Origin of the sequence: Pedobacter sp. HDW13, assembly GCF_011303555.1 — a bacterium.
Lineage (GTDB): Bacteria > Bacteroidota > Bacteroidia > Sphingobacteriales > Sphingobacteriaceae > Pedobacter.
The window spans coordinates 5248215-5261121 of the sequence record NZ_CP049868.1; the positions used below are offsets into that span (position 1 = coordinate 5248215).

Below are 12907 nucleotides of genomic sequence, written 5' to 3' on the forward strand. Positions count from 1 at the left end.
CGTTAACCCCAAATGAATGATAGCAAGCTAATCTGCTGTGTTAACCTAAACTTAGCTCTTTACAAATCAATGGTCAGAAAAATAATTATGGAAAGTGATATTGAAATTCGTTTCCTGTCCGGGTGTTGAGGTAACTGCAATGCTCAGGTTTAAATAACTGGCAATGCTTTTTACAATGGCAAGCCCAAGGCCGTAGCCCGTATTTTCTGCATGACCTGTTTTTTTGAAACGGTCAAAAATATAGGGGATTTCTGCAGCTTGCATGCCTTGTCCGCTGTTGTTTACCTGTAAAATGTATTTACCTTTTTCAAAATGATCGTCAATGCGGATGTGCCCGTTTTCCTGGTTAAATTTAATTGCATTATTAATTAAATTGTAAAACAGTTGAAATAGCAGGTCGTGGTTCATTTGATTAAGCATTTTGTTGTGTTTGAGATCAATGTCCATGCGAATATTTTTTTCTTCTAAACGATGGCCTATTTCCTCCACAATTTCGTTAATCAGTTCGAGTGGTTCTATTTGTTCCTGCTTCGAAAACTGTTCATTCTCTATTCGCGAAATCAGCAGGAGCGAGCGCGAAATCTTTTTTAACCTTTCCAGCGTTCTCATCATGTCAACAATATGCTCCTGTATCGCTTCTGGTTCAACTTCCTCTGTCAGCAGGTTTTCCATCTTGTTTTGTAAGATACTGATAGGCGTCATAAACTCATGCGAAGCATTGGCGGTAAACTCACGTTCTTTTTCAAAAGCCTCGTTAATCTGGTTCATTAACGAAATGAGCGATTGATCGAGGTATTTGAAATCGTGTGTATTGGTTTTAATGACTTGTGGGTTTCGTTTAAAAGGGAAGCGGGTATTGGCTAGCCTCAGCTTAATAATTTGCCCCAATGGCTTAATCAGCCGGCGGGTAAATATCAGGTCGATGATGATACTGAGTGCAATCAGAATAATCAGTACATAAAGGGCAAAACGTTGCAATGCATCGTTGTAGAGGTTAATGCTGGCAGTGGTTTTGCCAATTTCAAGCAGATAATTCTTCTGGTTTTTGGTAAAGGTAAAGCTTAATACCCGGTAAGCCAGCGTATCCTGTTCTACAATACGTCTGGTATCCCTGATGGTGTCCAGTTTAAGGTTTGGTGCTGCAATTTCGAGTGCAATATACTCATCTTTAAGCATGGTATAACTGCCGTAGCTATCCTGGCCTTCGAGATAATAATCCAAACCTTTGTTGTTGATGTTCTGGATCACTTTCTTTCGCTGGTTTTTGAGCGAAAAATTGGTGTAATTGGAAGCAACCTGCCCAATCAAAAAGGGAAGCAATAGAATAAACAGTCCTACAATGGCGAGTTTAGAACCGGTAATAAATAAAGTAAGTTTTGTAGAAAGTTTCAATTACTTTTTAATTCTATAGCCAACACCTCTTACCGTTTCTAACCATTCGGTTGGGGCGTAAATGTTTAATTTTTTCCTGATGTTTTTAATGTGGGCATCGATATAATTGGAATCGTAATCCCCGTCTGTAAAGTTTCCCCAAATGTGTTCGCTCAATTGTATACGGGTGAGCACCCTGTTTTTATGAAGTAACAAATAACTTAATAAATCAAATTCTTTGCGCGAGAGTTCTATCTGTTCCTCTTCAAAGAAAACAAAGCGTTTCTGGAGATCGATATTGAAATTCCCCAGCGGGAGCAGCTCTTCTGAAACTTTAAATTTTCGGCGGGCAATGGCCTGCATGCGCGATTGGAGCTCCGGCAGGAAAAATGGTTTGGCCAGGTAATCATCTGCTCCCATATCCAGTCCGGCAACCCGGTCTTCGAGCTTGCCCCGGGCAGTAAGGATGATATAAGCCGCATCTGGATTGCTTTTCTTTGCCTTTTGCAGCAAATCGAAACCATCTCCGTCTGGCAGCCCCAAATCGATCAGCACATAATCATATTGGTTAGTCTCCAGCTTTTCTACCCCTTGATTAAAACTATGGGCAAGATCGCACAGAAAAAACGCCTTTTTGAGGAACTTCTCCATCTCAAAAGCAAGTGTTTTTTCATCTTCTACGATTAATACCTTCATATTTTAAAACTGATAATAAACTGCAAGGCCAAAGAACGATTGCTGATGTTTTACATCTTCTTCTTTGCTGTTCCCTAATATAGAAAACTGATAGCTGGCTTCGGCCAGGAAATTCCCGCGGCTGAAGTTTAGGGGGAATTTAAAGCTATAGGCCAATAATTTGAATTGATTGACCGAATTTTCGACAATCTCGGTAGTATTACCCTTGGTAATGCCTGGTGCCGAACCGCTTTTTCCATTGCCATTTGAATTTTGCCTTTTGCTTTTTTCTATAATGTAACTTTCGTAAAAGCGCGTGGTACCAGCAGTAATTTCTATGGCCGGGCTTATTGAAATTACATTTTTTTCGTTGAAAATGGTGCCAAGCTCAATTTCTTTTGAGTTTCCAAAGCTGAGAAATATATCACGCTGCTTCCCAAATGCAAAATCGAGACTAAGGTCGGTTTTAAACCATGGCCATGTATAGGCTCCATAAGCGTTGATATTATTGCTGTTGGAGGCTTGCAGCAAAGGCGAGCTGGCTGGAAAAAAGGAATGAGAGTAAGCTAAACTTGCGCTAAGCTTATCATTAAAATCGTGGTCGTAACCAATACCCAAATCTGTTTCCGATATGCCCGAACCATAATTTAAAAGTTTATAACCACCACCCGTAAAGTATAAACCACTAGGAAACCTCAATGTGGCATTAAATAGAGCATAAGGATATTTTTCGGCTGTTACCTGTCCGTAATAATTAATGTTGCTGTTGTACATGGAAGCAAGGGTAAGTGTAGCTTTTGTCGAATCTTGCTGGGCCTGAACTTTAGCGGTAACCAAAAACGAGCAGAAAATTAAGAGACGGATGTTCATATATTTATCCTTTAAGGTCTTTTAATTTTTGGTTTAATAATTTTAATTGGTTTAACTTTTACGTTAGGCTTAACGGCCATCGGTTTTAGTTGCCTTCTGGCTTTTGGTACTTCTTTAATTTTAGGCTGTTCTGGCTGCTGTTGTTTTTGGGATGGTTTGTTATTCTGCTTTATATTTTCCTGCTGTTGATCTTGTTTAGCATCGCTGATTGTTAGCAGGCTTGCCGATAGTGTTTCTTTTTGAAACGCAAACGAGTGCTTGCAAATAAGAAAAGCCAGGCAGAAAAAGAAGGTAAGTCGCTTCATTTTATAAATATAAAAAAGTTTACCCTACAAGAGGGTAAACTCTTACCAAAAACCATCATTACAATGGCACTTATTGCTTCAAATTTAAATGGCCAACATGAAAATAAGATGAAAAAAATAATTTAAAAATTTCATGTTGGTTTCATCTTCGGCTTTCAACTTTGATTAAAAATCTATACATTATGAAAACAAAATTTGTCAATAGCATTTGGATAGGCCTGGCAATAGCAGGCATGATTGCTTTTAATGGCTGTAAGAAAAATGGATCGGGAGAGGGAACTACTAAAGTTCAGATTAAAATGACCGATGCTCCGGGTAATTTCGATAAGATTAATTTAAGTGTGAAAGAAATTGTGCTGGTATCGGGAGATAAACCTTATGTTTTTGCAGCTAGTGCCGGAATATTCGATATCCTCGATTTTCGCATTGGTACAAGCAATCCGGATATTTTAGTAGCCTCGGGGGAAATGCCAAGTGGCGAAATAACAGAAATCAGACTGGTGCTGAATGAAACCGGAAATACTATTGTGGTAAATGGCATTCAGCAGGAGCTTAAAACACCAAGTGCCCAAACATCGGGTTGGAAGGTGAAACTAACTGCAAACCCTAATTTGGTTGAGGGTTCGAACTATACCTTGCTTTTAGACTTTGATGCCGCAAAATCAATTGTGAGTACGGGAAATGGTAAGTATTTATTAAAACCGGTAGTGCGAGGGTAGCTGCTGCAACTACAGGCTTAATTTCGGGAACGGTTTTACCTTTAGCCAGTCATCCTGAGGTATTGGTTATTGCCGGCACTGATACTGTAGGTACTGTTGCTGATCCTTTAAGCGGTAAATTTACAGTTGGCGGTTTAGCCGCCGGTACATACTCGGTTAAGTTTGCACCAGTTGCAGGTTATAAAGATAGTACGGTTACAGCTGTAAAGGTTGCCCTCGGACAAAATACTGCATTGGGTACAATTACCTTAAAACAGTAAAACTTAATAATTACCATCTAAACATAAGCACATGAAAAAGTTAATACTGCTGTTGTTACTTGTAACAGGTACCAGCATCTCTTTCCAAACAAAGGCACAGGTAAGTGTAAATATTAATATTGGGGCTCAGCCACAATGGGGACCAACCGGGTATGATTATGTTGATTACTATTACTTGCCTGATATAGAGAGCTATTACTATGTGCCGAAAAAACAGTTTATTTATTTAGGAAGCGACGGCTGGGTTTTCTCGCTGTCATTACCACCCAGGTATCGTGGCTATGATTTATATGGCGGGTACAAAGTGGTAATTAATTCGCGCGAACCTTATCGCTATTTTACTACACACAAGGTAAAGTACGCTAAGTTTAAAGGTAACCATGGTCAATCGTTCATTGCAAAAAGCAAAGGCAGGAAATATAGTGGTGGCTATTCAAATGGGAACCCGCAGTTTCGTGGGTATTCCTCCGGACAAAAAGATAAGCAGATAAAGATGAAGCATAATGGTAATGGCAAAGGAAATGGCCACGGTAATGGGAAAGGAAAACATTAGTTGTTTGTGTTATCTAAAAAGAAACCCTCCAATTTTGGAGGGTTTCTTTTTTTAATTCTTTTTTTGTTGCCCTGGAGCAAATGGCTTTGCCGATTTAGAACCCGTTCCTTTCTTTGCCTGACCGGGAGGAACTTTTCCACTGTTTCCGGCAGTTCTGGTAGTGTAACAGGCGCTGGTTAACAGCATGGCAGATAGTGCCAGTATAAAGTATATCTGTTTCATAGATTTATGGAAGCCATAATTATGCCATTTTCAGGGAGGATTATAAAAAAGGCTTTAGTGATTCCCAAGAAGTAAAACCTGGGCGCACAAAAAGATGTGCACCCGGTTTTTGATAAGCAATATCATTATAGTCTGTTAAAAGAATACCTGCGTTACATACCGTCTGAGCGCATGGCGTAAACTAGTTTTACGTGCCTGAAAGCGTTTGTTTCGCTCCATTCATTATCGTAGTTTAAACCGTATGGCCAAAAATGACCACCTCCTGTATGTATGGCGCCACTGGTACCGTCAAAAATTTTAACCAGTGCCACGGTATTGGTGCCCAGAAAATCGCCGGTTGAGGTATTGGTTGTCCATCCGCCACTAAGGCCTACGCCATAGGTATGCGCAATTTCGTGCATAGCAGTACGAACGTTTTGGTAGCTGGTATTTGCACCAAAGCGGATGTTGCCGTTTGTGCTGCCATCGGCAGTAGCTACACCAGTATTATATTGTACAGTAAGGGTGCGCGAAGGCCAGTTGCCACCTGCGTTGTACCTGGCGCAGGCATCGTTCATGGCATTGGTAATGCGAGTTACCACATCTGCTGGTACGCCTGTGCTGTTTAGCGTCCAGTTTAACTGACCACCAGCATTAACCGTTAATAACGACCATTGCTGGTTTTCGCCTCCCCAGTAAGTCCATTGGTCTACATTTGCGCCATTATCAATAGATTGGCCGGCTACATCAAGGTCTTTGCCACTGTTCCGATTAATAATGCGGTAGTAACCATTGCCAATGGAGGTAAATTGCCATTGCTGATTATTGGCGCCTGTATTGGTAGAAATGTTTACATTATCACCATCTGCAGTGCCAGCTAGGTCTACCTGAAGCGCTTTTGTGCTATGTACACCAATAATCGAATAATAGCCACCCGAAAGCGAGGTTAAAGTCCATTTTTGGTTGGTGCCGCCAGTACCTGCATATTGAGAAACATTAGAACCATCTGCGGTTTGAAATGCACCTACATCGAGTACCTTTCCGCTTTTGCGGTTTACAATATAGAAAGTACCATTAGCCACGGTAAGTTGTGGTTCGTTAGGTGGTATTGCTGCCAGTTTGCCCTTTAAAGAAAGGGATGATGTAGTTGCATCCGGAAGATTGTCTTTTCTACAGCTGCCCGAAAAGAGGACGATGCCAAGCATAAATACACTGAGTAAGCGTAGGATAGAAGGTTTAGTTTTCATAATGTTGAGTAGGGTTGAGTGAACATGCATATGGAATGTTCGTTTGGTTAATTTAAAGAAGGCATATGCCTCCGGTTAAACGGAGTCCTTCTATGCTTATCAATAAGACTATAATGACAGTTTAGGGGATTTTATAGTAGCCAAATGTTCAAGCTGAATAATTGAGGCTATTAATAACAGGTTTAAAGTTCAGTCGGTTGTTTGCAAGAGATTTTTGCGCATCATTTAGGTTTTTCATAGGTGCTTTTGAGTAGTTATTTAGCTAATGTTAAATGCGATACCATAGTTAAGCGCTGCAAGTGCTTAATGCCGGATTGCATTCTTTATTATACTTGGTTCGAACAAATTAACTACAAAAAAGATGCGGAGTAGAGGGGGAATATGATCAAAATGAGGGGGCAAACTCTTATTTTTTGCGGTTTATTATCCGGAAGGCAAGTAAAACGCTTGAGGTAGAATAGATTGTTATTCCCAGTTGATTGGAAATAACAATGAATAGGCTTTGAAGTTAGCCTGGTTGTGAACTTTGAGGTTTCTGCTGGCAGGAATGCTCCATTGTATAAGTGAAATTGTTTAAGGGAATGATATCAATCTGCAGTCTTGATTTGGAATACAAATGTTGATCCTTTTCCGATTTCGCTTTCTACCCTAATACAAGTGCCATGAAGTTCGAGTATGGCATATACGAGGTAAAGTCCGATTCCAAAACCACTGATGGTTCTGGTTTGTTCTGACTGGATTCTGTAGAATTTTCTGAAAAGGAATTTTTGCTCTTCTTTCGAGATGCCAATTCCGTTGTCTTTCACGCTCACGGTGAACGCTTTATCCTGTTTTTGGCAAGTTATGCTTATTTCCCCGCCTTCAGGCGAGTACTTTACAGCGTTGCTAATCAGGTTAATCAGCACCAGTGAAATCTTTTCAGCATCGCCAATGGCCATTGCATGCGCTTCGCCAATATAGTTGAAATGGTGCTTAGAGGTAGTAATTGTTACATCACTTAAACAATTGTTAATCAGTGCTGGTAAATCAAATGGGTTTAAGTTCAACCTGAGCTGACCATCTTCCATTTTAGAGATGTTTAGAAAATCTCTGATCATGGCTTCCATTTTTTTGGTTTGTATCTCAGCTTTGGAAAGCGCTTTATCGATAAATTCGTTTTTTTCATTCCTTGCCTTAAACAGTGCAACCTGCACATAAGAACGCAAAGAGGTTAGGGGCGTTTTTAACTCGTGACTTACCAGACCGATAAATTCTTCCTTTTTCTTGTCGGCTTGCTTTTTTTCGGTAATATCTCTCGCAATTTTTGAAAGACCAATCACCCGGCCAGTACTATCTTTAATGGGCGAAATGGTTAACGATACATCTATTAGCCTGCCGTCTTTGCGGCGCCTGATGGTTTCAAAATGATCAACCCTGATTCCCTGACTAAGCTGGGAGAGGATTTTGGGTTCTTCATCAAGCCGATCCTGAGGAATGATTTTGAGAATCGATTGCCCAATCATTTCTTCGGCATTGTAACCAAATATCCTTACTGCCGATTCGTTCCAGCTGGTTACTATACTATTGAGGTCTTTGCTAATAATGGCATCGTCTGATGATTCGATTATAGCGCTCAGTCGTTTGCTGTTTACTTCGGCAGAAAGGCGGTCGGTAATATCGCGCGCAATTTTCGATACGCCAATAATTACTCCTTTGTAATTTAGAATGGGCGATATGGTGAGTGATACAGCTACCAGACTGCCGTCTTTGCGCATTCTTCTGGTTTCAAAGTGATTTATTTTGATCCCCCGGTGTAGTTTGGAAATGATTTCGGTTTCTTCATACTGGAGATGGGCAGGAATAAGCCTGAGTATAGAAACGCCAATCATTTCTTCGGCAGTATAGCCAAAAATGCGTGATGCTGAACTATTCCAACTGGTAATAATCCCTTCCAGGTTTTTACTGATGATGGCATCATCGGAAGATTCGTTGATGGATTGGAGTATGGCGTTCTTTTCTTCCGCTGTTTTTAATACGGCATTTAAACGCAACAACTTTTCATTGTCGAGATTGAGATCTAATGCAAGTTTTTCCAGTTCATTTATTACTGCGGCAATATCATTAGATTCTATCATGTTGTGTTATGAGTAAACAATATAGGTAATATTTATATTGCCGGTTTATCTGTTGCCATAATGACCGTAAAAAACCGGGTGGTTTTACCCCTTTGTAACAAGAATACTATATGCGTTTTGCCCTGAACCGAAATTTTAGGTCAGACGGCTGATTTTTCGGATAAAAATGAATGCGGTTTTAATGCTTTCGCTTATCATTTGCAGATCAGTTTTTCTGGTTATCAGCTGCTACAGTTTGCTGAAGGAAGGGAGTATCAAGAATACTGATCCGTTTGCCCTGCGCCGAAATTTTACCGCCTTTACTAAATTCTGTAAAAATCTTGAAAAGCGTTTCGTATGTAGTGCCAGAGTAGGAAGCTACATCCTGACGGGAAATATCAATATCTATAGCGCCCGAAGTATCGGTGCCAAACTGAGATTGTAAGGATAAGATGGCGTTAGCAATTCTACCTTTTACTGACATGTGGGCCAGGTTGCGCATCCGCTCGTGCGATTCCTGAAGTTCGGCCGCAAAGAAATGCATAAGCTCGTAGGTAAAATCCGGATTAACCCGTAGGCTCGATCTAAAGAACTGGAGGTCGATAAAACAAACCATTGCCTCTTCTAACGCAGTAGCCGAAACCGGATAAACGGGGTTTTTGCCTAATCCAAGGTGGCCAATTACATCGCCCGATCTGGCGAAGCGTATAATCAGTTCCTTTTCGTTATCCCACTTCTTATGCACTTTAATTGTTCCTGAGTAAACAAAAAAGATACCGTTTACTGCATCTCCTTCTGAAAAAAGCTGTTCGCCTTTTTTGATCTGGAAGTTTTTCTTCTGCTGGGAAACCGCAGGCAGCCAGTCCGCTATTACACGACTGCACAGGTAACAGCGTTTTAGGTCACAGGCATTGTTGCATTCTTTCATCTTCAGGGTCTTGCTAAGGGCAAAAATACAATTATTAATTTACCAGTGTTTAATATTTTAAAATATATTTAATAATATATAAAATTGTATTAATTTATTTATTAATTCTTTATTAATATTGTTTAAAATATATTTTATGCTTTGTTCTTAGTTTTTTATTTCTACTTTTGTCTCATTCTCAAATAATGAAATGAATAAGATAAAAAATATCATACCAATATCGCCGGCGCTTGGCATTTTCGGTAAGTTTAAAATGGGTAAGCACAAAGAGAAAAGCTCAAAAAAGCGCCTTTTATTTATATCCATGCTCTCGGTTGGTGTAGCCATCGGAATCTCTTTCATCGCAAAAGTGCTGGTATCGCTAATTAACCTGGTAACCAATATTTCTTTTTACCAGCAGTTTGATTTCAGTTTTCATAGTCCTGCCGATAACCACCTTGGTTTACTGGTGATCATTGTTCCGGTTATAGGCGGGGTAATAGTAGGCTTTATGGCCTTCTACGGATCGAAAGCGATTAGGGGGCACGGTATTCCGGAAGCCATGGAGCAGGTACTTACTAATCAAAGTAAAATAAAACCTTCAATAGCCATATTAAAACCTGTATCTTCTGCAATTGCAATTGGTACTGGCGGGCCATTTGGGGCCGAAGGACCAATTATCGCTACCGGTGGCGCATTGGGCTCTACGCTGGGGCAGTTATTTACTGTAAGCCCTGTTGAACGTAAAATTATCCTGGCTGCAGGGGCAACTGCGGGCATGTCGGCCATTTTTGGTACACCGCTTGCCGCGGTATTTCTTGCCATCGAACTGTTATTGTTCGAATTTTCTCCGAGGGCAATTATACCAGTGGCACTTGCCTGTATTACAGGAGCGGCAGGACACCATCTGCTTTTCGAAGCAGGGCCTGTGTTTCCCATGCCTGTGCTTTCGGCACCGTCAAATGCAGCGTTGGGTATTTACAGTCTCATCGGGATTCTGGTAGGGCTCGCATCACTGGGGCTTACTAAGGTGGTTTATTTTGTCGAAGATGCCTTTGAGCATTTGCCCTTACACTGGACCTGGTGGCCGGCAATAGGTGGGCTTGCAGTTGGTGTTGTGGGCTATTTCGCACCGCGTACATTGGGTGTAGGTTACGATAATATCATTTCGCTCTTAAGCGGGCAACTCTCCATCTCGGTTATTCTTTCGTTATGCCTGTTTAAATTTATTTCGTGGGCTATTGCTTTGGGTAGCGGAACTTCGGGCGGAACACTTGCACCTTTAATGACTATTGGTGGTGCAACCGGCGCAGCTTTGGGTTACCTGCTGCATGCTGCTTTTCCAGCTTTAGCTATCAGTATTCCGATGTCGGCGTTGGTAGGCATGTCGGCCATGTTTGCCGGTGCTTCGAGGGCTTATTTAACCAGTATTCTTTTTGCACTCGAATCTACCCAGCAAATACAAGGGCTGTTACCATTGCTTGGTGCCTGCTCTGGTGCTTATCTCGTTTCTGTGTTTTTAATGAAGAATACCATCATGACCGAGAAAATTGCCCGCAGGGGAATTCATACACCAGATAGCTATGAGCCCGATCTGCTGTTAAAATTACGCGTTACAGAGGTGATGGATCGTAGTCCGGTTTTTATCAGTTCATATAATACCATTGCCGAGGTGCGGAAATATTTTGTGGCAAATCCGCCTAAAGAAAACCAATATGCGGTGCGGGATACAGCAGGAGCTTATATGGGCACGATTTCAGTGTTGGATATTTTTCAATGGGTAAAAGAGGATATGGCCAGTATCACAGCTATTATCAAATCAGAAGATGAGCAGATTAAAGGAAACGAACCCGTTAGGAAAGCTTTAGAATTAATGCACAGCACAGGGAATGATTTTGTGGCAGTGGTTAGTGGTAGAGACGGCACATCATTCGAGGGATTGTTAAGCTATAAAGATATTGTTAGGGCCTACAGCACAAATCAGGAGAAGGAGAGCAGGATTGGCAGAAACCTTTCGATGGATAGGCAAGCCAAAAAGATGATTGTGAAGGGCAAAAAAATGATGGCCGACCGGAGAGTTTAATGGTATAATGTTATTTAATTAAAGAATATGAAAAAGACAAGTTATTACCTGATGATTGGCGGCTCAGTGTTGCTGGTCGTTACCTTATTAACAGGAGGGCAGCTAAATGCAATCAATCCGGTCGATTCTCACCCCTGGACCATCAACATCAATGGAATCCGTTCGTTTCCCTGGCCAGAATTTACTGGAGGCCTGCTGATTGCACTGGGGCTTATTTTTAATATTGCTACCTGGCACCAGAAAAAATCGAGGATAGCCTAATCGTAATGGGGCTATTTGCAACTTTCAATTAACAGGTTTACAAAGTATTAATCAGCCCAAATGATATGATAGCGGACAATAATGCGCTTGAAGAAGCCATAGCGCAACTCAAAGCCAAAGGATATACTTTAACCTTTAGCCCCGATGATGCCCATACCGCCGCCTGGGGTGTGGCTGGTCCGTGGCCAACAGATATTGAATATCATATTGATGAAGAGATATCCTGCAGGGTTTATAACGATGGCGACGAAACCCATATCAGGGTATTGGCAGTAACCACTAAGCCCTTTGGTTTAAAAGGAATTCAGTTGGTAAACGCAGAACAGCAACGCTACTGGACAGTTGATGAGATTTTGGTTGGTTTTTCGAAAATGCTGAAAGCTACTAAAACGTTTCTTTTTCGTTCAAAGAGTAGCTAGTTTAAAGCATAGATTCACTTCGATCAATTATCCTACCGAACCAGAGTGTATACTGCTCAGGTATTTTTCGGTTTTAACCTGTATGTGCCTCCAATTTTGCAGCTATTTCAGTAATGATCGTCATGCTGAAGGTATGTCTGCCTGTAAGCCATCTTTTAATTTCATCAGGGTTAACATCCAATGCAATGGCCAGATCTTGTTCTGATAACTCATTATTGGCAATTGCGGCTGCAGTTTTTGCAGCAACAGCAAGGTTTAGCTGCGATAAGCGCTCGATAGCAGGGTTTCCGGTTTCTTCCAGCCAGATAGCAACAAAATCGTTTTCTTCCATTTTATAATGCGTAATAATTGGTATCCCAGCCAATAACAGGTTGGTTCTTTCAGGCGGCAAATTTAACAATCCTGAAACAATCATTACTATCCATTTTTATTTTTTGAGCGATAAGCCTTAAGATATCTAAATGATTTAACCAATTTTAGGTTTTTAACAATTTGCAGCCACAGGAGTGTAGCGGTTAACGATTGTTATAAGTCGAGCTATATCAAAAGGTTTACGCAAATAAGTATCAAAGCCCATTTTTCGGTAAGTAAGGTCTATATCTGTATTACAGCTAGAGGCAATGAGTGCGGTTTGAGGGCACAAAGTACGTATAACTCTGCATAACCGGGCAGGCCGCAGAAGGTCCTGAAAACAATCCATAATAATCAGATCGGGACCATAACTCACCACAGCGGTAGCTAGGTCACCATCCCAGTATGGAAGCGTTTTTACCTGGCAACCCTCATCGGCTAATATAAGGCTAATAATTTCGAAACTAGCCAGGTCGGGTTCGTGAAGAAATATCTTTTTCATGGCAGTCCTCCGAAAAAGATAGATCCCATATGTCCGTCGGGAATATTTTAAGGATATTACAATATAGTCAAAGAAAGCTTACAAAACGAA

The 12907-nt window shown here is 41.0% G+C and carries 16 protein-coding genes; 7 read left to right on the forward strand and 9 right to left on the reverse strand.

The window, feature by feature from the left end:
• Positions 1 to 66 precede the first annotated feature (66 nt).
• Genes G7074_RS21800 through G7074_RS21810 form a run of 3 tightly spaced genes read right to left on the reverse strand, consistent with a single transcriptional unit; the run spans position 67 to position 2916 of the window.
• Positions 67 to 1392, reverse strand: a complete 1326-nt coding sequence (locus tag G7074_RS21800) for a HAMP domain-containing sensor histidine kinase (protein ID WP_166211345.1) — start codon at positions 1390 to 1392, stop codon at positions 67 to 69.
• Positions 1393 to 2067: a response regulator transcription factor gene (locus G7074_RS21805; RefSeq protein ID WP_166211348.1), complete on the reverse strand. Its 675-nt coding sequence runs from the start codon at positions 2065 to 2067 to the stop codon at positions 1393 to 1395.
• 3 nt (positions 2068 to 2070) lie between these two features.
• Positions 2071 to 2916 (reverse strand): hypothetical protein, encoded by an 846-nt coding sequence (locus G7074_RS21810; protein ID WP_166211351.1) that lies wholly within the window; start codon positions 2914 to 2916, stop codon positions 2071 to 2073.
• 239 nt (positions 2917 to 3155) lie between these two features.
• Here G7074_RS21810 and G7074_RS21815 point away from each other — a divergent pair, with 239 nt between their 5' ends.
• The 4 genes from G7074_RS21815 (at position 3156) to G7074_RS21825 (ending at position 4753) form a co-directional block, all read left to right on the forward strand.
• Entirely contained in the window at positions 3156 to 3347 is a 192-nt protein-coding gene (locus tag G7074_RS21815; protein ID WP_166211354.1) for a hypothetical protein, read from the forward strand.
• Positions 3348 to 3403: 56 nt separating this feature from the next.
• Positions 3404 to 3940, forward strand: a complete 537-nt coding sequence (locus G7074_RS21820; protein ID WP_240916380.1) for a DUF4382 domain-containing protein — start codon at positions 3404 to 3406, stop codon at positions 3938 to 3940.
• A 62-nt stretch (positions 3941 to 4002) separates the two neighbouring features.
• Positions 4003 to 4200, forward strand: a complete 198-nt coding sequence (locus G7074_RS27370) for an MSCRAMM family adhesin SdrC (protein WP_240916381.1) — start codon at positions 4003 to 4005, stop codon at positions 4198 to 4200.
• Between the two features lie 31 nt (positions 4201 to 4231).
• Entirely contained in the window at positions 4232 to 4753 is a 522-nt protein-coding gene (locus G7074_RS21825; RefSeq protein WP_166211357.1) for a hypothetical protein, read from the forward strand.
• A gap of 51 nt (positions 4754 to 4804) precedes the next feature.
• Here the strand turns inward: G7074_RS21825 and G7074_RS21830 are convergent, their stop codons facing one another.
• The 4 genes from G7074_RS21830 to G7074_RS21845 form a co-directional block, all read right to left on the reverse strand.
• Positions 4805 to 4975 (reverse strand): hypothetical protein, encoded by a 171-nt coding sequence (locus G7074_RS21830; protein ID WP_166211360.1) that lies wholly within the window; start codon positions 4973 to 4975, stop codon positions 4805 to 4807.
• A 152-nt stretch (positions 4976 to 5127) separates the two neighbouring features.
• Positions 5128 to 6201, reverse strand: a complete 1074-nt coding sequence (locus G7074_RS21835; protein ID WP_158674053.1) for an RICIN domain-containing protein — start codon at positions 6199 to 6201, stop codon at positions 5128 to 5130.
• Positions 6202 to 6788: 587 nt separating this feature from the next.
• Entirely contained in the window at positions 6789 to 8315 is a 1527-nt protein-coding gene (locus G7074_RS21840) for a PAS domain S-box protein (RefSeq protein ID WP_166211363.1), read from the reverse strand.
• A 205-nt stretch (positions 8316 to 8520) separates the two neighbouring features.
• Positions 8521 to 9222 (reverse strand): Crp/Fnr family transcriptional regulator, encoded by a 702-nt coding sequence (locus tag G7074_RS21845; protein ID WP_124560415.1) that lies wholly within the window; start codon positions 9220 to 9222, stop codon positions 8521 to 8523.
• A gap of 190 nt (positions 9223 to 9412) precedes the next feature.
• On the opposite strand from G7074_RS21845, the gene G7074_RS21850 reads away from it, so the two are divergent.
• From G7074_RS21850 to G7074_RS21860, 3 genes are all read left to right on the forward strand, one after another.
• Positions 9413 to 11284: a chloride channel protein gene (locus tag G7074_RS21850; RefSeq protein WP_166211366.1), complete on the forward strand. Its 1872-nt coding sequence runs from the start codon at positions 9413 to 9415 to the stop codon at positions 11282 to 11284.
• A 27-nt stretch (positions 11285 to 11311) separates the two neighbouring features.
• Positions 11312 to 11545, forward strand: a complete 234-nt coding sequence (locus G7074_RS21855; RefSeq protein ID WP_124560414.1) for a hypothetical protein — start codon at positions 11312 to 11314, stop codon at positions 11543 to 11545.
• A 65-nt stretch (positions 11546 to 11610) separates the two neighbouring features.
• On the forward strand, positions 11611 to 11964 hold the full coding sequence (locus G7074_RS21860) for a hypothetical protein (RefSeq protein ID WP_124560413.1): 354 nt from the start codon (positions 11611 to 11613) through the stop codon (positions 11962 to 11964).
• Positions 11965 to 12037: 73 nt separating this feature from the next.
• Here G7074_RS21860 and G7074_RS21865 read toward each other — a convergent pair whose 3' ends face one another.
• Complete coding sequence (locus tag G7074_RS21865) at positions 12038 to 12379, reverse strand: hypothetical protein (RefSeq protein WP_166211369.1); 342 nt, start codon at positions 12377 to 12379, stop codon at positions 12038 to 12040.
• A gap of 69 nt (positions 12380 to 12448) precedes the next feature.
• Complete coding sequence (locus G7074_RS21870) at positions 12449 to 12817, reverse strand: response regulator transcription factor (RefSeq protein WP_166211372.1); 369 nt, start codon at positions 12815 to 12817, stop codon at positions 12449 to 12451.
• Positions 12818 to 12907 lie beyond the last annotated feature (90 nt).